Here is a 22,124-nt window from a genome sequence, read left to right as displayed (position 1 = left end):
GTGAGGACATGGGGACGTACGAACAGAGGGCGGCGGACGCCGACCCGGGCAGGGCGACGCTGACCGCGGAGATCCGGCGCGTCCTGGCCCGCGTCGACGCGCATGCGGCACGTGTCACGGAGGAGAGCGGCGGTGCCCCTGGGGCCGAACTCGCCGGCGCGCCCGGCGCCCCCGGCAGCGCCCCGCTCGACGCCCTCGTCTCCTGCTTCAGCATCACGCCCTTCGAGCGCGACCTCGTACTCCTCGCCGCCGCCCACGAGTTGGAGCCCACGACCGCCGCCCGATGTGCCGCCGCCTGCGGTGACCCCGAGCGGGCGTACCCCACCTTCTCGCTCGCGCTGGCCGCGCTGGCCGAGCCGCACTGGAGTGCCCTGACGCCCGTGGCGCCGCTCAGGCGCTGGCGGATCGTCGAGCTGGACGACGAGTCGCGGCTGACGACCTCCCGGCTGCGCCTCGACGAGCGCATCCTGCACTTCCTGCTGGGCTCGCCCTACCTGGACGCACGGCTGCACGGTCAGTTGCGCCGCACGCCGGCGCCTCATGAGCTGACGCCCTCGTACGACCTGGCCGCGAGCCGGCTCGCCGAGGGCTGGGCGACGGCGGCGGACTCCGAGGCGCCGCTTGTCGAGGTGACCGGCGGGGACCTGCGCAGCCGGGCCGACCTCGCCGCCGCGGCGGCCGCACGCTCGGGACTCGGGCTCTACTCGATGAGCGCCGAGGACGTGCCGTCCGACCCGGTCGAGCGCGACCGGCTCGCCCGGCTGTGGCAGCGGGAGGCGGTCCTGCTGCCCTCGGCGCTGCTCGTAGAGGTGGGCGAACTGGACCGCGACCAACGGGCGGCGACCGAATCGTTCCTGGCCGGGGCCGCCGTACCGGTGGTGGTGTCGAGCGAGGATCCGCTGCGTTCGGAGCGGTCGTACGGGGCCCGGGTGGCCGTGCCGCGGCTGGACGACGAGGAACAACTCGGGCTGTGGACGACCGCGTTCGAGGGAGTGGACCTGGACGAGGGCGAACTCCGGTCCCTGGTCGCCCAGTTCCAGCTGCCGCCGCATGTCGTGCGTTCCGCGGCCACCGCCGTACACCGCCGGCTGCCGCACGAGGACGAGCTGGACGCCGCCGAACTCGCCTGGCGGGCCGGACTCGACGAGGCGCGGATCGGCATGGACGAGCTGGGACGGCGGATCGCGCCGCAGGCCGGCTGGGACGACCTGGTGCTGCACGAGCGGCAGACGAGCGTGCTGCGCGAGATCGTCGCGCATGTGCGCCAGCGCGCAACCGTCCACCAGGAATGGGGGTTCGCGGCCACCCTGCGCCGCGGCCTCGGCGTGACCGCGATGTTCGCGGGCGGCTCCGGCACCGGCAAGACGCTGGCCGCCGAGGTCATGGCGAAGGAACTCGGCCTCGACCTGTTCGTCATCGACCTCTCGCAGGTGGTCAGCAAGTACATCGGCGAGACCGAGAAGAACCTCCGCCGGGTCTTCGACGCCGCCGAACGCGGCGGCGCGCTGCTCCTGTTCGACGAGGCCGACGCGCTGTTCGGCAAGCGCAGCGAGGTCAAGGACAGCCACGACCGGTACGCCAACCTCGAGGTGAGCTATCTGTTGATGCGCATGGAGGCCTACCGGGGCCTGGCCATCCTCACCACCAACATGAAGAACGCCCTCGACACGGCCTTCCTGCGGCGCATCCGCTTCGTCGTCGACTTCCCCTTCCCGGCCGAGCACGAGCGCGCCGAGATCTGGCGCCGTGTGCTGCCGCCGCAGGCCCCGGTGAAGGACATCGACGCGTCGCTGCTCGCCCAGCTCACCGTCGCCGGCGGCTCGATCCGCAACATCGCCCTGTCCGGGGCCTTCCTGGCCGCCGAGGAGGGCGATCGGCTGCAGATGCGGCACATGCTCGCCGCCGCCCGCACCGAGTACCTGAAGCTGGAGCGCTCGCTGACGCCCACGGAGGTGCGCGGATGGGTGTGAATGTCTCACGGGACCACTTGCGGCATCGCTCAGGCGGTCACTCCCGGGACCAGGCGCCCTCGGCGATCCGCGTGGAGATCGGGGAGCTGGTGCTCGACGGCTTCCGGGCGGATCCGGAGCGCGTCTCGGCCGCGTTCGAGAGTGAGCTGACCCGGCTGGTCCGGCTGCACGGCGTGCCCCTGGCGGCGGACGGTCCCCTCACGGTCGACGCGCTGTCCGGGCTGCCGCCCCTGCCCGCCGGGCTGTCCGCGCGGCGGCTCGGGCAGGAGCTGGCGCGTGCCGTGCACGAGGGACTGAGCGGTCACGGGGAGGCGAGCCGGTGAGCTCCCGGACCCAGGACGCCGCTGCGGAGCAGTCCGCCGAGCAGCGGCGCCGCAAGCGCAAGGAGCGGGCCGCCAAGTCCCGTGCGCCCGAGCCGAAGAACATCGTCAGCGGCGCCGGGCAGCCCCTCGATCCTGGTCTGCGACGGGAGCTGGAGGAGCAGCTCGGACACGATCTCGGCCGGGTACGGCTGCACACCGGCCGGGACGCCGGGCAGCTGACCGAGCTGCTCGGGGCGGACGCGGTCGCGGTCGGCCAGGACGTCTTCTTCCGCGAGGGCGCCTACCGGCCCGGCACCGACGAGGGCCGCCGGCTGCTCACCCACGAACTGCAGCACACGGTGCAGAACCCGCACGGCCTCGGCGCCCTTCGGGCCGGCCGCGAGCTCGGCGCCGTGAGCCTGCCGCAGCAGGCCATCGAGCGGGAGGCGGAAGCAGCTGCTCAGGCGGTCGTTCAGGAGGAGTCCGCCCCGCAGGTCGAGGAGGGGCAGGCCACGCCCGGCTGGCTGCGCTACGCCACCGTCGACGCCGACCGGATGCGTGCCGAGGCCGTCGACCCGGCGACCCTCGTGGACCGGCTCGCGGGCAACGTGCTGCGCAGTCTGCGTGGCGACCCCACCGATGCCTCCGGCCGGGTGCGGCTCCAACTGGCGCGGATGTCGCAGGAGTTGGAGGACGCGGTTGTCGATCGGCTCGAGAACCGTCTGCTGACACCCGAGTACGACCGTCTCCTGGAGATCGCCGAGCAGGCCCGCCCCGGCCCGGTCGAACTCCAGCCCGCCGAGACGCCGTTGCCCGAGATCGACCTCTTCGAAGAGCTCGGCGTCGAACGCACTCAGTGGCAGAAGAAGCAGGAGTCGGACCGCGGATCCGCCGACAAGCGTGCCGCCGACGCCCGCGAGGAACAGCAGGACACCAAGGCCCGCGACGACAAGAGCGGCAGCGACCGCAGCCGGGCCCGCTCGGATGCCGCCACCGAGGAGCAGGACACCGCCCGGCGCACGGAGCAGGAGGACGAGCGCAACGCCTCCCGGCAGCAGGCGCGCGAGGAGGAGCAGCAGGAGGGCGAGCAGGCCGCCACCGACCGCGAGCGCACCGACCAGGCATCCGACGAGCGCGTACAGGGGCAGCAGGAAGGCGCCGAACAGGCCAAGGAGGAGCGCAAGGAGCAGCGGGAGCGCGAGGAGGCCGACCCGCAGCAGGCGAGCGCGCCGGGCGCCGACAAGCGCGAGCAGCGCGACGACCAGACCCAGCCGGGCGCCGGGTCGAAGAACGAGCAGCCGGACCCGAAGCAGCAGGCCCAGCCCGGCCCCGCACGCCCCGAGAAGGTCGACGAGCGGGCCGAGCAGCCCGACTCCGCGCTGTCCGAGCACGGCCTGAACGAGAAGGACGAGGACGGCGGCGCCGACGCCGAGCCGCGCGAGGAGGAACGGCCGCTCGGCCTTGAAGCGGGCGCCGACCAGGAGATCGCGGGCGGCGGGGACGACGGCGACGGGACGCCGGGCGCGCAGGAAGAGCCCGCGATCAAGCCCGAGGACCACCTGCCCGAAGCCGACCTGGACCTGTCCGCCGTACCGACCGCCGACAAGGTCGGGCCGGGCGCCGCCGAACCGTCGCTGCCCTCCTTCCCCACTCCGCCGCCGACGAAGGCGGAGAAGATCGAGCAGGAGCGGGAGAAGCGGGACCAGGAGGAGGACGAGGACAGCGCCGGGCCCGAGGCCAAGACCCCCGGCCAGGACGAGGGGCCCGTCGAGGGCGAGGCCCCGCAGCCCGAGAACGGGCCCGCCGCGCAGGCCCAGGACCGTAACACCAAGGACCTCCAGGAGACCGACAAGCCGCTCGACCAGGAGGTCGGCCAGGATCCCGCGACCCAGGACAAGGAGCGGCCCGAACCCGAGGCCGAGAAGCCCGACCCGGAACAGCAGCAGGAGAGGGAGCAGACCAAGGGACCGGAGGACGAGGGCACCGAGGCGGACGGCGGCGACGAACAGCCGGACGCCAAGGACACGCAGGAGGAGAAGAGGGACCAGCAGGACCGTACGACCGCGGAGTCCCGGTCGGCCGCCGGTCCCGCCCCCACCGTGGTGAGTCCGGTGGCGGCGGCCGTGTCCCGGCCAGCCGGTGCGCAGACTCCCAAGACCCCGGTCGAGGACCGTGACCCCTCGCCCGCCGCCCGGCGCGAAGCCGAACCGCCCCGGTCCGAGCGCGAGGCGCCGGCGGCCAAGAGCCGGGTGCCCAAGGAGACCGGGCCGGGCGCCGTGCCGCGCGGACCCGTGGGCGCCGCCGAGAAGACCGGCCCGACGACGGCCGCCGGACCCGGTGCCGCGCCGTCCGTCGCGCAGGCGGCGGTGAGCCCGGCCGCCGAGCAGACCGACGGGCCCGGCCAGACCGCTGCCGACCCGGCCGCGCCCCGGCCCGAGGCGTCCCTGGAGAAGGACGGCGGCGGCTGCGCGCCGCCCGCGCCCGCGCCCGAGAAGGACGAGGGCGGGCAGGGAAGTTGCGGGGGCGGCGGTGGTGAGGCCGCGCCCGAGCAGAAGCAGGAGGAACCGCCGGACGTCTCGGGGCAGGACCCCAAGGCCGCCGTGCAGACCGTGAGCAAGCTGGCGCCCGACCAGGCGGCCGCCGCCATGCCCGGGGTCGACAGGGCCGCGGACAAGAAGATCGGCGAGGAGCAGAAGCGGCTCGACGCGGCCCCGCCGACGCGCGAACGTCCGTCAGGCGCGCCGCAGACGCGTTCGGCGCCGCCCTCGGCCGCTCCCGCGGCGCCCCAGGTCACCGGCAAGGTGGAGAAGCTCGGTCCGGAGAACCAGGGCGACAAGCAGAAGGCCAAGGGCGGTGACAAGGCCGAGGGCAAGCAGCCCACGGACAACGTGCCTCCGCCGCCCGCCCCCGCCGTACCCGACAAGGGGCTCAGCGAGTCCGAGGCGAAGAGCGTCGAAGCCGCGGCCGACGCCGTCCCGACCACCGACCCACAACTCGAGAACAAGACCGTCGGCCCGGCCCCCAAGATCCGTCTTGAGGGCGCCAGCGACCCCAAGCGCACCGACGACCAGGCCAAGGCGCTCAAGGACAAGCAGTCCGACCTGCAGTCGACCGGGCGTGCCGACGCGGCCAAGCCCATGGGCGAGGACCAGATCTTCCCCAACGCGCCCCGTGAACAGCTCACCGGCAAGGCGTCCGGTGGTTCCGGGGGCGGCAAGGGCGGCGCCCTGGAGGCCACGCCCACGCCGAAGGCCGGCGTGGGCGCGGTGGCCAAACAGGAGAAGGGCTCCGAGATCACCGGCGCCGCCGGTCGGGCGCAGGGCGACCTCGGCTCCAAGGAGAAGCAGCACCAGCAGGGCGAGCAGCAGGCCAAGCAGGACAAGCAGACCGAGATCGACCGCGAGGTCGACCGCAACACCCAGCAGCAGACCACCGAACGCGGCCGTGTCGCGCGCGAAACGCAGAAGCAGCGCGAGGACTGGCGGACCGAGCAGGACAAGAAGACCGAGGACGCGGACAAGAAGTCCGACGACGAACACGGCAAGAAGAACAAGGAGATCGTCAAGGCGCGCGACGACAAGGACAAGGAGGTCGGCGCGCGCAAGGACAAGGACAACTCGCAGATCGACACCGAGCGCGAGAACGCCGAGAAGGAGGCCAAGAAGAAGAAGGAGGAGAAGAAGCCCTCCGGAGGCCTGTTCGGCTGGATCGCCGACAAGGTCGCCGACTTCTTCAAGGGCCTGCTCGCGGCGGTCACCGCGGTCTTCGACGCCGCCCGCAAGGCCGTCAACGGGATCATCGACACGTTCAAGACGTGGGCCAACCAGGCCATCGACTTCGTACGCGATCTGGCGGTCAACGCGATCAACGCGCTCGCCGACGTGCTGATCGCGATCGGGGACGTACTCCTCGCGGCCTTCCCGGAGCTACGGGACCGCTTCCGCAAGGCGATCGAGGGCCTGCGGGACGCGGCGATCGCGAAGGTCAACCAGCTGGCGGACAGCCTGAAGAAGGCGGTCAACACGCTGCTGGACGCGTTGGCGGCCGGCCTGAACAAGCTCCTCGACGTCCTTGAGGCGGGCGTCAAGGCGGTCATCAAGGCCTACCAGGCCGTCATCGTGGGCGCGATCAAGTTCGCGCAGGCGGCGATCGAGGCGCTCGGGAAGTTCGCGGCGCTGGTCGCCGACATCGCGCCGGACCCGGGCGGCTGGATCTCGAAGGCCGGCAGCTCTGCGAAGACCGGCATCACCGACCACCTCTGGGGCGCCATCAAGGTGGCGGTCAAGGGATGGTTCGACACCAAGGTCGAAGGCATCCTCGGCCTCGGCAAAGCAGTGATCGACGTCCTGGTGAAGGGCTGCGTGTCGATCAAACAGATCGGCAAGATGGCCTGGGACGCGATCACCGCCTCCCTCCCGATGATGATCGCGACCCTGGTCATCGAGAAGGTCGTCTCGATGATCGTGCCGGCGGCGGGCGCGATCCTCACGATCGTCCAGGGCCTGATGTCGGCCTGGCAGAGCATCAGCTCCATCCTGTCCGCGTTCTCGAAGTTCTGGGCGTACCTGAAGGCGGTGAAGGCGGGACCGGCGGCCTGCCTGTTCGCGGAGGCGGTCGCCGCGGGCGTCGTCGCCCTCCTCGACCTGATCACCAACTTTCTTCTCCAGAAGCTGTCTTCGGCGACGAAGGGCGTCGGCAAACGGCTCAAGGGCATGGCCCAAAAGATCATGGACGGGCTGAAGAAGGTCGGTGGCGGGGCGAAGAAGGCGGCGGGGTCGGCGGTCAATTCGGCTCGGGGGGCGTTGCGGAACGCGAAGCAGGCGCTGTCCGGGCCTGGCACCGCCCGGAAGCCGAAGGGCGAGCCGTCACCGGATTCGAAGTCTCCCGTGAAGCCGAAGGACCACGCCACGCCCAAGGGTCCGGCGAAGAAGCCGGATGGGGCGGAGACGAAGCCGAAGGAGAAGGAGAAGGCACCCGGTAAGGAGCAGGCACCGGCCAAGGGCAAGACTCCCGAGTCCGCTCCGAAGAAGAAGCAGAAGGAGATCGAGGGCCCCAAGCCGACCAAGCCCAAGAAGCCCAAGTCCCCGGTCGGCAGGGCCCTCGCGAAGGCCAAGGGTGCGGTCAAGTCCGCCCTGAAGAAGGTCGGCAACGCGGCGAAGACGCTCGGCCGGAAGCTGAAGAAGTCGAAGGTCGGCAAGGCCCTGAAGAACGGTGCGTCCAAGCTGCGGAACTTCTTCAAGCGGAAGAAGGACCGGCTGCGGGACCACAAGCGGCGGCAGCAGGAGCAGAAGAGGCAGAAGCAGGATCAGCGGCGTAAGGACGAGAAGTCCAAGGAGTCGAAGGAAGCACGGCTCCGCAAGATCGTCGAGAGGGTCAGGCCTCGACTGGACTCCTTGCTGAACAGGGGAGTGCGAGGCGGCGTCTTCAGGGCTTCGCTGGGCGCCATGAAGCTGTGGTACCGGCTGAGTGGTCTGGAGCGTCAGGGTGACCGGACATTCGGGGTCGAGGCGGCGCTCAACCCGCGGCTTCCGGCTCTGGACAAGGGTCGTGAGCTCGTGCCGGAGGACATCGAACAGCGTGTTCTCGCCTACATTCAGCAGGCCCTGGAAAAGGCTAATGGCCAGGGCGGCAGCAGCTTGCTCAACACCTACTCCGCCATGCGGGACGATAAGGGATTCAAGGGAACGCAGCGTGGAGACGAGACGGAATACAACACCGGTACTCCAGAGCAATTGCGCCTGACCAGAAAGAGGGGGCCGAACTCCGACCTCTCCGGTGAGATAAGTGTCCAGCCGCACCCGGAGGAAATCGCCGAGGCCACAGGCATCGGGTCGTACAAACAGATGGCCAGGGCTGTGCAGCAGCAGGGCCTGGGGCGAGACCTCGGCACGCAGGGCCTACAGGCACTCAAGAACGAGGACGACATCAACAAGTTCCCCGGGAGCCGCAGGCAGCTTCCGGCGCAGGTTGCAGTCGTGCGTTCCATGGCCGAGGGTTTGCGGGTTCCCCTCATGCTCGCTGTGGGCCCCGCTGAACTCCGTCTGATCGAGGAGGGGAAGCGGTCACCGGACGATGTACTGACCAAGGGCCCTCTGGTGAGCCGGGGCGCGAATTCACTCACCGCCCCGATCCGGAACTTCATGCGTACGACCGGTGCACGGCTGAAGGACCTAGCCAAGATCGCCAGGAAGCAGGCGGCGGCGCCCGAGGCAAGGACGTACGACACGAGCGGCATTCACGCACGTATCGATCAGGCGCGAGAGCGGGCGAACACCGGCAACACGAACTTCTATAAGCGCAGGTACTGGTGGGAGAACCTCAACCCCCAGGAAGTCGGAACTGAAGAGGTGACAAGGGCCAAAAGGGGTGGAAGCGGTGAGACGGAGACCCGCACTCGCAAGGTCTACGATCCGCCACTGAGTTCCGTCACCAACGAGCAGATAGAGGCCAAGAAACAGGAAGTCGGGACGCCGGCGACCGAGATCAAGAAGATGCGTGACACCATCGTCGATCTGCTCATCGCCGAGGGCGTGCTCACCACCGAGAAGAACAAGCAGCATGCGATCGAGGACATCCTGAAGGGCGTCGACGAACTTCTCGGCGAGAAGGAATGGCTGTTTGAAGTCTACGGACTCAACAAAGGACAGAAGAGAACATGACCGGGATGCCGCACTCCGCCGACAAATACACCTCGCGCCGCTTGGTCCTTCGGGGCTGGGGCAGCGAAGAAGAGGTCATGAGATTTGCCGACGAGGGAAACTTCGAGCTGCTCCAGGACGAGTCCTCCGACATGGAGAACGGCATCGTGCGGGACGTGATCTGGCGTATCACTCCTGGAATCCTGCTCCAGTACGCGGTGGACAGCCGATCCAAGTGTTCGGTGTTCACCCTCACCGGAACGCCGGCCGAAGACGTCAAGGGCATTGCCGAATCGATTGAGAAAGGCGTACATCCCTGGACGCTCGAAGAACTGCTTTCCGGCGTCGACCGGTCCAAGGGGGCGCAGGAAATCTACGATGCCGTCTTGAGGGCCGGGATCGGCGCCCCCCACGAATTCGACAAGCGGTTCTACAAGCGCATCAGAAAGGCCGTCCGAAACAAGGATGCGACCATCAGGTCCGCCGGTATCTGGGCCGCGTCCTACTCCCGGTGGGAGGAGTTCCGGCCCGACCTCGAAGCAGCCGCACGCAATGATCCCGAGCCGACCCTGCGCAGGGACGCGCAGGTCATTCTCGACAACTACTCGGGCAGCTGAGGAAGTTCATGACCAGGTACGCAGACATCCCCAAACCCATCCGCTCCGGCATAGTCGTGGTCGACCCCGACCGCGGCACCCCCCAGCGCGTCATCGTGCTGCAGTTCAACCCCGACACCCTGGAGCGCAGCATCGCGCCCCAGACCGCCGGCGACAGCGGCGACGGTGGCGGTGGAGGCAGCGGCGGGGGAGACCGGAACGAGGCGCTGCGTCTCAAAGGGCCGGCCCAGGAGACCTGGAAGTTCACCGCCGAGATCGATGCCACCGACCAGTTGGAGATCGCGGCGCCCGACGGGATCCACCCGCAGCTGGCGACCCTCGAAATGCTGGTGCAGCCGACCACCGCGCAGCTGCGCGCCGCGAGCAGGCTGTCGCAGAAGGGGACCATCGAGATCAGCCCGATCGAGATGCCGCTGACGCTGTTCACCTGGGGGAGCAAGCGGGTCATGCCCGTGCGGCTCACCGAACTGTCCGTCAATGAATCCGCCTTCGACGTGAATCTCAATCCCATCCGGGCCTCTCTCGGCATCGGCATGAAGATCCTCACCGTCAGTGATCTGCCGGCCGGGCACCGCGGTGCCGATCTGTACATGGCCCACCTCGCGCAGAAGGAGCGGCTCGCCGCGACCGCGCGCGGCGGGAGTCTCGGGGCCCTCGGGCTGCCGGGTGCCGACGTGATGAGTGGAAGGGGTTGACGGCCACCGTCATGGCTGACATCGAGTCTTACGAGAGTGCCCTGAGCGCGATACCCGGGGCCCATCCCTATCCGCGGAGCAGTCGGTACCACGACGCCGAAATCGGGGTGCACCGGCTTCCCAACGGCACCGAAGTCCGTTACGCCAAGCGCCGGTTGCTGCCCCCGCTCGACGCGCAGGAGACGCAGGAACATGTCGTCGGCGCAGGCGAGCGGGCCGATCTGCTCGCTCAGCGGTACTTCGGCGACCCCCGTCAGTGGTGGCGGATCGCCGACGCCAACCCCGTACTCGATCCGCGCGAGTTGACCGACGAGGCCGGACGGGTCGTCGAGATCCCCGAGCCCGGAGGGCACCGGCGTGTCTGAACAGCCCGTGGGGCAGGGCCCCGTCCACATCACGCTCCTCATGGGGCCGAAGCTCGCCCGGCCGGTGCCGGCCGAGGTGACCGAGGCCCTGCTGTCCGCCCAGATCACCGCCACGGCGGGGGAGCGCAGCGGGTTTCAGCTGGCCTTCGACCTCACCAAGACCGGGATCATCAACCAGCGGCTCCTGCCCGAGGGGTTCTTCGATCCCAAGACGCGGATCATCGTCACCGTCAGCGTCCGGGGCACCCCCGACGTGCTGTTCGACGGGCTGATCGTGCGGCAGGAGGTCGGTGCCAGCAATCAGCCCGGGCACTCCACCCTCACCGTCACCGGCGAGGACCTGACGCTGCTGATGGACCTGGAGGAGCGCACCGCCCGGTATCCCAACCTGCCGCCCTCCGAGCGCGTCCTCAACATCCTTCGCCGGTACTCCGACTACGGCATCCGGCCTGATGTCTACGCCGAGAAGATCGCTCAGCCTCCGCATCAGGATCTCCGCGTCCACTACCAGACCGGTACCGATCTGCAGTACGTCACCGAGCTCGCCCGCGCCAACGGCTACACCTTCTACCTGGAGCCCGGCCCCAACCCCGGTCAGTCCTCCGCCCGTTGGGGACCCGAGGTCCGGCTCGGCATCCGCCAGCACGCCCTCAACGTCAATATGGACGCCAACAGCACCGTGGACCAGCTGACGTTCGCTTACGACGGGACGGCGCGGGAAGAGCCGCAGGCGCGGTGGCAGGATCCGGGGACCCGGCAGTCGACTCTTCTTCCGCAGCCACCGATCAGTCCGCTGCGTCCGCCCCTCGGGCGCCGGCCCACCCCGGCCCTCAAGCGCAAGACCCTCTCCGGGACAGCCAAGCAGCAGCGCGAACAGGCCGAGGCCGAACTCCTCGCCCGTGCCGCCGTCTCCGCCGACGTCGTCTCCGGGTCCGGCTCGCTCGACGTCAACCGGCACGGGTACATCCTGCAGCCCCGTCAGCTGGTCGGCGTGCGCGGTTCCGGGCGGGCCTACGACGGCGACTACTACGTCAAGTCCGTCACGCACAACCTGCGCCCGGGCTCGTTCCAGCAGAACTTCACCCTCTCCAGGGAGGGGCTCGAGGCGCGCAGCGACCACGTCCGACCGTAACAACAACCCCTTGATCAGGAGCAGTTCAGCATGGCGGCAGACGGCAATCGCTACCTCGGCAAGTTCCGCGGCCGGGTCGTGGACAACAACGACCCGCTGCGCATCGGCCGCATCACCGTCGAGGTGCCCGACGTCCTCGGTGACGAGGCATCCACCTGGGCGCTGCCCTGCCTGCCGTTCACCGGGCCCGAGGCCGGGCAGTTCGTGGTGCCGCCGCCGGGCGCGGGCGTGTGGGTGGAGTTCGAGCAGGGGGACCCCAGTTTCCCGGTGTGGACCGGGTGTTGGTACGGCGCCGCCGAGGAGCTGCCGCCCGACGCGCGGCGCGAGCTGGCGGCGAACTCACCCAGCAAGCCGGTCGTCGTACAGACGCCGGCCGCGCACAAGCTCGTCATGAACGACACCGCCGGTGCCGAGCAGGGGATCCTGCTCCAGGCCCAAGGCGGCGCGTACATCCGCATCACCAAGGAAGCCGTGGTCATCGCGACCGGCGCAGGCGCCCAAGTCGTGCTCCGTGGCAACGAAGTAACCATCAACGAGGGCCAGTTGACCGTGCTCTCGAAGCGATAGAAGACGGGGGAAGCACCAAGTGTCCGGGAGTCTGCTCGACGCCGGCGCCGTGATCGGCTGCCCGCACGGCGGCCGGGTCACCGCCGCCACCACACCCTCCGGCGGCGTACGCATCGGGGGCGTGGCCGTCGCGACGGCCGCTCACGCGTACGTCGTCACCGGCTGCCCGCACACCGAAGGCGGTGTGCACAAGCCCTGCGTCTCGGTCCGCTGGACCGCCGACGGCGCAGGCGTCACGGTCGACGGCGCCCCTGTGCTGCTCGACACCTCCGCGGCCCAGTGCTTCACCGCGGCGTTCGTGCCGCAGGGGCCGCCCGTCGTCCAGGCCGCACAGCGAAAGGTGATCGTCCGATGAGCCAGACGAGCCGGGGAACCCGCCCGCGCAGCGACATCGCGTTCCCCTTCCGCGCCGACCGCCGGGGACGCACCGCGCACGCCGGCCACGGCGAGCACGTCCACGACCTGATCGAGCAACTGCTGTTCACCAGCCCCGGCGAGCGGGTGATGCGCCCCGACTTCGGCTGCGGGCTCCTCGACCTGGTCTTCGCCCCGAACACCCCCGAACTCGTCAGCACGCTCGAACTGTCCGTGCAGGCCTCGCTCCAGCGCTGGCTCGGCGACCTCATCGACGTGGTGGCTCTCGACGTGGAGAGCGCCGACGACGCCGTACGGGTCTACCTGTCGTACGTCCTGCGCGCCACTGGAACCCGCACGGACGACGTCTTCGAAGGGAGGGCGGCGTGACCACCGGCACCACCACCTCCCGTCGCGTCAAGGTAAGAGCCGCTCAGCTCAACGGAGTTGACTCCGTCGAGGTCAGCGACGACGGGTTGCTGCTCACCGTCCTGTTCCTCGGCAAGGCACCGCACGGCCTCGGACCGGAGAACGTCCGGATCGACGGCGGCCGCCGGATCACCGGACTCACCGACATCACAGTCGTCGACGTCAGCGTCGAGCGCGAGGAGGACCCGGAGCTCGACGACCGGCTCTACGTCACCCTCGACCAGGCCGGAGACACCTCGGAGTACGTGTTCTCGCTCGTCGAGACCGACCCGTACGGGCGGCCCGGCACCGAGCCCTTCCGCGGTTTCGACCAGCGCTACCACCGCGCGTCCTTCTCCTTCCGGCCCGACTGCCCGACTCCCTTCGACTGCAAGGGCGATGGCGAGGACGTACCGGACTTCCCGGCCGCTCCCGTCGTCGACTACACGGCCCGCGACTACGACACCATCCGCAAGCTGCTCCTGGACCGGCTCGCGCTCACCACCCCCGACTGGGTCGAGCGCAACCCCGCCGACCTCGGCGTCACCCTCGTCGAGCTGCTCGCGTACACCGGCGACCAGATCAGCTACCAGCAGGACGCGGTGGCCACCGAGGCCTACCTGGACACCGCGCGTCGCCGGGTCTCCGTACGCCGGCACGTCCGGCTCATCGACTACGCGCTGCACGACGGCTGCACGGCGCGCGCCTACGTCACCGTCCGGACCGCCGGTGACGCCACGCTCGCCCCGGGCACCTTCCGCTTCGCCTCCGTCGACGTCCGCTCCCTCGACCCGCACGACCGCCCCGAACCGGGCACCGTGATCGACGAGAACGACCTCGGCGACCTGGACGAGCGCGGCTCGGTGGAGGTCTTCGAACCGGTCGTCGCCGTGGACCCGCTGGAGCTGAAGGCCGCGCACAACACGATCCGCCTGTGGACCTGGGGCGGCGAGGTGTGCACCCTGCCCCAGGGCGCCACCGCCGCCACCCTGCGAGACGAGTGGGACGACCCGGAGACCTGCCGGGACCGCCAACTCGCGCTGAGTCCAGGTGACTTGCTCGTACTCGAAGAGGTGAAAGGCCCGCGCACCGGAACCCCCGGAGATCAGGACCCGGGCCACCGTCAGGCCGTGCGCCTCACCTCCGTCACCCCGGCCGTCGACCGCATCGAGGACCAGCCGGTCCTGGAGGTCACCTGGGCCGCCGAGGACGCCCTGCGCTTCCCGCTCTGTCTCACCACGCGCGGCGGCCGCGACTGCCTGCCCGTCGAGGACGTGACCGTGGCCCGCGGCAATGTCGTCCTTGTCGACCACGGCCGCACCCTCACCGGACTCCCGCAGACGGCCACCGTGCCGCCCGAGCCCGCCGTCGTCGCGCCCTGCGAACAGCCCGCCTTCGGCTGCCACGACCGGGACGAGGGCAACGCGCCCGCCCGGCTCGTCAACTCCCTCACGGACCTGGCGGAGAGCGGGCAGGCACTCGTGCCCGACGACGTCCGCGAACTGTTCGAGGTCGTGGGCGAGGGGGCGACCGTGCGCGCCGGACTCGGTCTGGAACGCGCCGGACAGCGGCACGAACGCGTGGTGCCCGGCACGGCGTACGCCCAGGCGGTCGCCCTGCGCACCCTGCTCGCGCAGTCCGTCCACCCGGGCATCGCACCCCGCTTCCGCCCGGTGCTCGGCCGTTCACCGGTCGTCCAGGCGGTGCCGTTCCCGGACGCGCGGATCGTGGCCGCCGGGCAGGCCGAGCGGATCGCCGCGATCCCCGGGCGGGTGCGGCAGCGGCTCGTCGAGCTGTGGCGCAGCGCCCGCGACCGTGACGGGCTCGCCGCCGCGGAGATCGACGAACTCACCCTGATCTACGGCCTGAAGGTCGTCGAGCGGTTCGAGCTCCGTACGCATCCCGTCCGCGCCTTGCGCGAACTCCTGCACAGGAACGACGAGTTGCTCGACACCAAGCTCCGGCGCGTGGAGATTCTCGCCTCCCGCGCCCGCGCGGGCACGGTCCTCGACGGGCACATCGCCTGGGAGATCGCCCACAGCTGGGGTCCGGATCACGCGGCCGGGCTGCACCCGGACGAGCCCGTGCTGCGCGGATCCGCGACCGCCGCGCTCGGCCAGGACCCGCGCAAGGCCCTGCCCGCCGTACGTGTCGAGGACGGCGACCTGACCTGGGTGCCCCGCCGCGACCTGTTGCACAGTGGCCCCCGCGACCGGCACTTCGTCGGCGAACTCGAGGACGACGGCCGCCTCGCCCTGCGCTTCGGCGACGGGCGGCACGGGGCGAAGCCCACGCCGGGCGGCCGGCTCGCCCTGCACCACCGGCTCGGCGGCGGCATCGCGGGCAACGTCGGCGCGGAGGCCATCAACCACCTGGTCGTCCAGAGCGACTGCGCCCCTCCGCCGGCCGCCGCGGTCCGCAACCCGCTGCCCGCCACCGGCGGCGTCGAGCCCGAACCCGTCGAGCAGGCACGCCAGTTGGCCCCGCTCGACCTGCGTCGCACCCGCCTGCGCGCGGTCACCGCCGAGGACTACGCCGCGCTCGCAGCGGAACTGCCCGGCGTGCAGCGCGCCGCCGCGGAGATCCGCTGGACCGGCAGCGTCCAGGAGGCCCACGTCGCGATCGACGCGTACGGCAGCGCAGAGCCGTCGGCCGAGCTGCTCGCCCGGGTCGAGCAGTCCCTGGAGGCCTACCGGCGCATCGGCCACGACCTCGTGGTCGGCCCCGCCCGCCTGGTGCCCCTCGACATCGCGCTGAGCGTGTGCGCCGCGCCCGGCCATCAGCACGGGCAGATCCTGGCCGAGCTGTACCGGGTACTGGGCAGCGGCCGCCTCGCGGGCGGCCGGCTCGGGTTCTTCCACCCCGACGCGCTGACCTTCGGCGAACCCGTACGGCTCAGCCGTCTGGTCGCCGTCGCCGCCGCCGTACCGGGCGTGCAGAGCGCCCAAGTCACCCGGCTGCGGCGGCTGTTCGAGCAGGACCGAGGAGAGAGGGAGGACGGCGTGCTGCGGCTCGGCCCGCTGGAGATCGCCACCTGCGACAACGACCCGGACCGGCCGGAGAACGGCCTGCTGGCGATATCCCTGGGAGGTGCCCGATGAGCCAGGCCTGTTCCTGTGGGGGCGCGTGCGGCGGCCACGACGAGCGTCTCGTGCCCGCCCCGCTGCACAACCCGCCCGGCCGCACCGCCCTCGACTACCGCGTCGGCGAGTACGGCTCGTTCCTGGCCGCCCTGCTCGACCGGCTCGCCTCACCGGCGTACCCGGCGCTCGGTGGCCTGACCGTCCGTACCCCCGACGACCCGGCGATCGGACTCCTCGACGCCACCGCCGTCCTCGGCGACCTGCTCACCTTCCACTCGGAGCGAATCGCCGACGAGGCCTATATCCGTACGGCCGGCGAGCACCGCTCGCTGGTCCTGCTGGGGCGCCTCGTCGGCCACCGCCCCCGGCCCGGCGTCGCCGCCGCCACCCACCTCGCGTACACCCTCGAACGCGACCCGCGTGCCGAGGCGCTGCCCGTGCTGATCCCGCGCGGGGCGCGCACCCACGGCGTGCCCGCGTCCGCCGACGAGGAGTCCGTGACGTTCGAGACCAGCCGGGACCTCACGGCCCGCTGGGACTGGAACGAGCTGAAGGTGCGCAGGCGCCGGCCGTCCCTGGTCACCCCGGAGGATCTGGAGCGCCGCTCCGAGCTCTTCGTCGAGGGAACCGCGAACTCCCTGCAGACCGGCGACCAGTTGCTCTTCGTCTTCGGCGAACAGTCTGGCGGTCAGCGGAAGTTGCTGCCCGTCGCGGACGTGCGCATCGACCGGGACGACGACATCACGGCGATCTCCCTGCAGAAGTCGGCACCGCCCACGCTGAAGGAGCTGGTCGACGAGGTACGGCGGTGGACCGCCGAGCCTGCGACCCCCGGCGAGCCCGGCGACGAGCCGCCCACGCCCGAAGTGCCCAACCCGCGCCCGGTCAGCCGGCTGATCGAGGACTTCGAGGACCAGGTTCTGGCGCCGCTCCGTGCGGCCCTGGACGACGTGAAGACTCCCGAGAGCCTCGCGGCCGCCCTCGCCGAGCCCGTCGCCCGCCTCGGCGAGGCACAGGTGCTGGCCACTCCGTGGGAGGACGTGGCGGCCTGGTTCGAGCAGTTGGAGGCCGTGCTGGCCGAACTTGCCGAGCGGGCACAGGAGTTGGCGCCCGCGCGGACCGACGGGACCGGGGTGGTCACCAAGGCGAAGAGCACCGCCGACCCGCGCGATGCCGCTTTCCGCACCTTGGCCGCCGTCCTCCCCGCCCTCCGCGCCCGGACCCCTGCCCCGCCCTCCGGCACCGGCCCCCAGCGCCCCGGCACGGACACGGCCCGCCTCCTCGCGGCCCTCAACCCCGGCCTCACCGGCCTCTACCCGGCCTGGCGCAAGGCGGGGGCCGCCGCCCCCGGCGGCGCGCAGCTCCTGCGCGACCTGCTCGCGATGCGGGTCACCGCGTCCCCCTTCGGTGCCACGGCCCCGCTCAAGCCCGTCCAGGACGACAAGGGCCGGGTCATCCGCAGCGCGGACTGGCCGCTCACAGGAGCCGTGCTGACCAGCATGCGGGTCGTCCACGACACCGCGGGCAAGGCGCCGATCCGGGCGGAGTTCCAGTACGTCGAGGGCAACGGCTCCGACCAGCGGGCGGTGCCGCTGCCCGTCACCCGGCAGGTCACCTTCGCGCTGGGCCCCGGCCAGGTCGACCTGTCGACGCGCTCCGCCCAGGACCGCGACCTGAGCTGGCTCGTTCGCCGCCCCGCCGACTCCCAGGAGCCGGGCGTCACCGTGCGCCTTCGCGAGGGGCTGCCCGAATGCACCCTGTTCGTGTCCCGTCCGGACCAGGACCGCCTGATCCACGTCGGCATCAACAACGGCAGCGCGCAGGAGATCTCCCTGCGCCCGGGCGCCACCCAGCAGTTCACCCACGGTGAGTACGAGGTGAGCCTGCGCTACACGGTGGGCAGCACCGAGCCCAACGTCGAGATCGTCATCGCGAGCAAGCCCGCGCCCGTCAACCGGCGCGTGCTGCAGCTCGACACCGTGCACACCGGCATCACCGTCGGCAGCTGGGTCGCGATCCAGCGCCCCGCCAAGGGCGCCGGGGACGGCATACCCGGCGACGCCGCGCTCGCGTTCGTCACCACCCAGGTCGTGGCCGCGCGTACGGCGGCGTACACCAACTACGGGATCACCGGCCGCGGCACCGAACTCACCCTTGCGGACCCCTGGCTGGACGAGTTCGATGTCCTGCTGTCGCACATCCGCGACACCACCGTGCACGCGGCGGGCGAGCCGCTGCGTCCGGCCGACGAGCCGCTCGGCGAGGAGGTCCACGGCAACGGGATCGAACTCGCCGAGCTGTACGACGGGTTGCGCGCCGGACGCACGCTCATCGTGACCGGCGAGCGCAGCGACGTCCCCGGGACGGCCGGCGTCACGGCCGCCGAGGTCGTGACGATCGCCGCGGCAGACCAGACAGTGGATCCGCAGTTGCCCGGCGACCGCGTCCACACCCACCTCACCCTGACCACCGACCTCGCCCACCGCTACCGCCGCGAGACGGTCCGCATCCTCGGGAACGTCGTCGAGGCCACGCACGGCGAGAGCCGGGAGGAGGCCATCGGCAGCGGCGACTCGGACCGCGTCAACCAGACGTTCGCCCTGTGGCAGTCCCCGCTGACCTGGCTCGCCGACGACAACCCCCTCGGTGCCACACCGGTGCTGGAGATCCGGGTCGACGGCGTCCTGTGGCACGAGGTCGACAGCCTTGCCGGACGCGGCCCGCGCGAACGGATCTACATCACCGGCACCGCCTCCGACGGCCGGACGACGGTCACCTTCGGCGACGGCGTGCACGGGGCCCGGCTGCCCAGCGGTCACGAGAACGTCCACGCCCGCTACCGCTTCGGCACCGGCAAGGCCGCCAACGTCCCCGCCGACCGGCTCACCCAGCCCCTCACCCGCCCGCTGGGTGTCACAGCCGTCACCAACCTGCGCCCGGCCACGGGCGGCGCCGACGCGGACGGCCCGGGCCTGACCCGCCGGACGATCCCGCTCGCCGTCTCCGCCCTCGACCGTCTCGTCTCGGCGGCCGACTACGAGGACTTCGCCCGTTCCCGCGCCGGTATCGGCCGGGCCGCCGCGCGCGAACTCTTCGACGGGCGGCGGCGCGTCCTGCACGTGACGGTCGCGGGCACCGACGACGTACCCCTGGACGGCGACTCGGACACCCTGCGCGCCCTGCGCGGGGCCCTCACCGAGTACGGAGACGCCAACCTGCCCGTCCGTGTGGACGTGCGCGAACTGGTCCTGCTGCTCGTCGCCGCCAGGGTGAAGGTCGCTCCGGACCACGCCTGGGAATTCGTCGAACCACGGCTGCGGCAGGCGCTGCTGCGCCGACTCGGGTACGAGGGGCGGGAGTTGGGGCAGGTTGCCCGGCTCTCCGACCTCCTCGCCGCGGCCCACACCGTGCCGGGTGTCGACTACGTCGACGTCGACGTCTTCAACGGCGTCCCCGCGTCCGCCACCCCGGAAGAGCTCGCCGAGCTGCTCACCGACCCCGGCGCACCGCGGTCGAGTGTTCCCGCGCACGAGGCGACGTACGACGAGAAGATCCACACCGTTCGCGACGCCGACGGCGAGACCCTGTCGGCCGTCTGCGCGCGCTACGGCATTCCGCTCGCCGAACTCCTGCGCCTCAACCCCGACATCACCGACACGCGGCGCCTGGCGAAGGGCCGGTCGGTATTCGTCTTCCGCGGCATCCGCCCGGCGCAGCTCGCCCTGCTGTCGCCGCGTGCCGCAGACACGCTGATACTCACGGAGGTCAAGTGATGGCCACGAACGCGGCGAACTCGACGGACGTCGAGTTCGACACGGCAGCCCCCGCGACATCCCGGGAACCCGACGGCCTCGCCGCCCTGCTGCCCCGCTGGCATCTCCTGCGCGATGCCGAGGAGGGCGAGCCGCTGCGCGCGCTGCTCGCGGTCATCGCCGAGCAGCTCGACCGGGTCCGCGACGGCGTCGCGCAGGGCTACGAGGACCTGTTCGTGGAGACGGCGGCCCCCTGGGCACTGCCGTACCTCGGCGACCTGGTCGGCTACCGCACCCTGCCGGGCTACGAACGCGTCCTCACCACGGGCCTGCACGAGGGCGGGCGTGCCGCGCTGGCCGACGCCATCGCGCCGCGCGCGGACGTGGCTGCCACCGTCGCCAACCGGCGCCGGAAGGGAACGCTGCACCTGCTGGAAGAGATCTCCGAGCAGGTCGCAGGCTGGCCCGCGCGGGCCGTCGAGCTGTCGCGGCTGGTCGCTCACAACCAGTCGGTGAAGCTGTTCCGGGAAACGGCCGCGGAGAGGGGCCGTTTCCTCGACCTCCGGGACGGCTCTGCGCTCGCGCTCGCCGGCGGCCCCTTCGACAGCACTGCCCGCACCGTCGACATCCGCCGTGCCAACTCGTCCAAGAGGCAGGGTGGTCGGACCCCGGCGGGAGTCGGCCTCTTCGTCTGGCGGCTCAAGGCGTACTCGCTGACGTCCTCTCCGGCGTACTGCATCGACCGCGCCCGCAACCTCTACACGTTCTCGATCCTCGGCAGTGACAGCCCCCTGGTCACCAAGCCGGTGCCGGAACCGTCGCCGACCCACATCGCCGCGGTCGACAACGTCCCCGCGTTCATCACCCGCCGCCTGCTCCACGACCGTCTCCTCGACTACTACGGTCCCGGCAAGAGCTTCGTCATCCGGCGCGACGGCGAGGACAAGCCCGTACCGCCCTCGGACATCGTGGTCACCGACCTGTCCGACTGGCGCTACCGTCCGGGCCGCGGGCAGGTCGCCGTCGACCCCGAGCTCGGGCGGATCGCGTTCGGGGCGCGGTCGGCGCCCCGGCAGGGCGTGTGGGTGGACTACCACTACGCGTCCGGCGCCGACATGGGCGGCGGCGAGTACGAGCGGCCCGACCGCGTGGACCGGCCCGACGCCGCCTTCTACCGGGTCGGCCCGGGACAGCCGTACCGGCAGATCATGGACGCGTACCGGGCCTGGCAGCACGACCGCCGTGCGGACCGCACCGGGCCCGACGGCATCATCGAGATCACGCACAGCGGCGCCTACCAGGAGCAGCTGGACTTCGACCTCGACCCCGGCGACCGGCTGGAGCTCCGGGCGGCCGAGGGCACGCGGCCGGTGATGCGCCTGCTCGACTGGTACAGCAACCGGCCCGACGCCCTCAACATCCGTGCCGTGGCGGACGATTGCGCCCCGCACGAGCGGCCGCGCATCGTCCTCGACGGGCTGCTGGTCGCCGGGCGCGGCATCAACGTCACCGGGCCGATGGGAGCCGTCGTCGTACGGCACACCACCCTCGTACCCGGCTGGTCACTGGAGCCCGAGTGCGAGCCGCACTCGCCCGACGAGCCCAGCATCGTCCTGGAACGCACCACCGCCTGCCTCCAGATCGAGCACAGCGTCCTCGGCACCATCGAGGTCATCGGTGACGAGGTCGGCGAGGACCCCCTCGACATCCACCTCCGCGACAGCATCCTGGACGCCACCGGCCACGACCGCGAGGCCCTGTCCGCCCCGGACTGCCGCCTCGCTCACGCCGTGCTGCACGCGCACCGCACGACCGTCATCGGCGAAGTCCACACGCACGCGGTGGAGATCGCCGAGAACTCGGTCTTCACGGGCAGGCTGCGGGTGGCCCGGCGCGGCATCGGCTGCCTGCGGTACTCGTACGTCCCGGCCGGCTCGCGCACGCCACGACGACACCGCTGCCAGCCCGATCTCACGCCCGGCGTACAGCCGTTGTTCGCCGCGGTGCGCTACGGGACCCCCTGGTACGGGCAGTTGGCCGACGGCTGCCCGGAGGTGATCCGGCGCGGCGCGGACGACGGTGCCGAGATGGGCGCCTTCCACGACCTGTACCGGCCGCAGCGCGAGGACGGTCTGCGCGCACGGCTCGCGGACCACACGCCCGCGGGCACGGACGCCGGAATCTTCTTCGTGACATGAGCAGTGCCGCCGTACGACTCACCCGCACTTTCCTGAACCAGGG

General features: G+C 71.3%; 13 protein-coding genes. All 13 read left to right on the top strand.

Annotated elements, in window-relative coordinates:
* Positions 1-8: 8 nt before the first annotated feature.
* The 13 genes from OG698_RS14335 to OG698_RS14275 are packed head-to-tail and all read left to right on the top strand — an operon-like array spanning position 9 to position 22,081.
* On the top strand, positions 9-1,970 hold the full coding sequence (locus OG698_RS14335; RefSeq protein ID WP_406111068.1) for an ATP-binding protein: 1,962 nt from the start codon (positions 9-11) through the stop codon (positions 1,968-1,970).
* Positions 1,961-2,293 carry a hypothetical protein gene (locus tag OG698_RS14330; protein ID WP_406103392.1) on the top strand — a complete coding sequence of 111 codons (333 nt, stop codon included), beginning with the start codon at positions 1,961-1,963 and terminating at the stop codon, positions 2,291-2,293. The genes OG698_RS14335 and OG698_RS14330 overlap by 10 nt, the downstream gene beginning before the upstream one ends.
* Positions 2,290-8,931 carry a DUF4157 domain-containing protein gene (locus tag OG698_RS14325; protein WP_406103391.1) on the top strand — a complete coding sequence of 2,214 codons (6,642 nt, stop codon included), beginning with the start codon at positions 2,290-2,292 and terminating at the stop codon, positions 8,929-8,931. The genes OG698_RS14330 and OG698_RS14325 overlap by 4 nt, the downstream gene beginning before the upstream one ends.
* Positions 8,928-9,527: a hypothetical protein gene (locus tag OG698_RS14320; protein WP_406103390.1), complete on the top strand. Its 600-nt coding sequence runs from the start codon at positions 8,928-8,930 to the stop codon at positions 9,525-9,527. Before OG698_RS14325 ends, OG698_RS14320 begins: the two co-directional genes overlap by 4 nt.
* Positions 9,528-9,535: 8 nt before the next feature.
* Complete coding sequence (locus tag OG698_RS14315) at positions 9,536-10,222, top strand: hypothetical protein (RefSeq protein ID WP_406103389.1); 687 nt, start codon at positions 9,536-9,538, stop codon at positions 10,220-10,222.
* Between the two features lie 11 nt (positions 10,223-10,233).
* Entirely contained in the window at positions 10,234-10,587 is a 354-nt protein-coding gene (locus OG698_RS14310; protein WP_406103388.1) for a hypothetical protein, read from the top strand.
* Positions 10,580-11,719, top strand: a complete 1,140-nt coding sequence (locus OG698_RS14305) for a hypothetical protein (protein WP_406103387.1) — start codon at positions 10,580-10,582, stop codon at positions 11,717-11,719. Before OG698_RS14310 ends, OG698_RS14305 begins: the two co-directional genes overlap by 8 nt.
* A 30-nt stretch (positions 11,720-11,749) precedes the next feature.
* Positions 11,750-12,286, top strand: a complete 537-nt coding sequence (locus OG698_RS14300; RefSeq protein WP_329569379.1) for a phage baseplate assembly protein V — start codon at positions 11,750-11,752, stop codon at positions 12,284-12,286.
* A 19-nt stretch (positions 12,287-12,305) separates the two neighbouring features.
* Positions 12,306-12,641: a hypothetical protein gene (locus OG698_RS14295; RefSeq protein ID WP_399967494.1), complete on the top strand. Its 336-nt coding sequence runs from the start codon at positions 12,306-12,308 to the stop codon at positions 12,639-12,641.
* Positions 12,638-13,030 carry a GPW/gp25 family protein gene (locus OG698_RS14290; protein ID WP_399967496.1) on the top strand — a complete coding sequence of 131 codons (393 nt, stop codon included), beginning with the start codon at positions 12,638-12,640 and terminating at the stop codon, positions 13,028-13,030. The genes OG698_RS14295 and OG698_RS14290 overlap by 4 nt, the downstream gene beginning before the upstream one ends.
* Positions 13,027-16,149: a putative baseplate assembly protein gene (locus tag OG698_RS14285; protein WP_406103386.1), complete on the top strand. Its 3,123-nt coding sequence runs from the start codon at positions 13,027-13,029 to the stop codon at positions 16,147-16,149. The genes OG698_RS14290 and OG698_RS14285 overlap by 4 nt, the downstream gene beginning before the upstream one ends.
* Positions 16,146-19,904 carry a putative baseplate assembly protein gene (locus OG698_RS14280; protein ID WP_406103385.1) on the top strand — a complete coding sequence of 1,253 codons (3,759 nt, stop codon included), beginning with the start codon at positions 16,146-16,148 and terminating at the stop codon, positions 19,902-19,904. The genes OG698_RS14285 and OG698_RS14280 overlap by 4 nt, the downstream gene beginning before the upstream one ends.
* Positions 19,904-22,081, top strand: coding sequence for a hypothetical protein (locus tag OG698_RS14275; protein WP_406103384.1), 2,178 nt, complete (start codon positions 19,904-19,906; stop codon positions 22,079-22,081). Before OG698_RS14280 ends, OG698_RS14275 begins: the two co-directional genes overlap by 1 nt.
* The last annotated feature ends 43 nt before the right edge of the window (positions 22,082-22,124 follow it).

Origin of the sequence: Streptomyces sp. NBC_01003, from assembly GCF_045162695.1 — a bacterium.
Lineage (GTDB): Bacteria > Actinomycetota > Actinomycetes > Streptomycetales > Streptomycetaceae > Streptomyces.
Note: the sequence above shows the minus strand (reverse complement) of the source record. Positions and strands in the feature narration are given on the sequence as shown.

What these genes read in the sequence shown, in the direction of transcription:
- OG698_RS14335 (WP_406111068.1), top strand. Translation starts at nt 9, where the DNA reads ATGGGGACGTACGAACAGAGGGCGGCGGACGCCGACCCGGGCAGGGCG.
- OG698_RS14330 (WP_406103392.1), top strand. Translation starts at nt 1,961, where the DNA reads ATGGGTGTGAATGTCTCACGGGACCACTTGCGGCATCGCTCAGGCGGT.
- OG698_RS14320 (WP_406103390.1), top strand. Translation starts at nt 8,928, where the DNA reads ATGACCGGGATGCCGCACTCCGCCGACAAATACACCTCGCGCCGCTTG.
- OG698_RS14315 (WP_406103389.1), top strand. Translation starts at nt 9,536, where the DNA reads ATGACCAGGTACGCAGACATCCCCAAACCCATCCGCTCCGGCATAGTC.
- OG698_RS14310 (WP_406103388.1), top strand. Translation starts at nt 10,234, where the DNA reads ATGGCTGACATCGAGTCTTACGAGAGTGCCCTGAGCGCGATACCCGGG.
- OG698_RS14300 (WP_329569379.1), top strand. Translation starts at nt 11,750, where the DNA reads ATGGCGGCAGACGGCAATCGCTACCTCGGCAAGTTCCGCGGCCGGGTC.
- OG698_RS14290 (WP_399967496.1), top strand. Translation starts at nt 12,638, where the DNA reads ATGAGCCAGACGAGCCGGGGAACCCGCCCGCGCAGCGACATCGCGTTC.
- OG698_RS14280 (WP_406103385.1), top strand. Translation starts at nt 16,146, where the DNA reads ATGAGCCAGGCCTGTTCCTGTGGGGGCGCGTGCGGCGGCCACGACGAG.
- OG698_RS14275 (WP_406103384.1), top strand. Translation starts at nt 19,904, where the DNA reads ATGGCCACGAACGCGGCGAACTCGACGGACGTCGAGTTCGACACGGCA.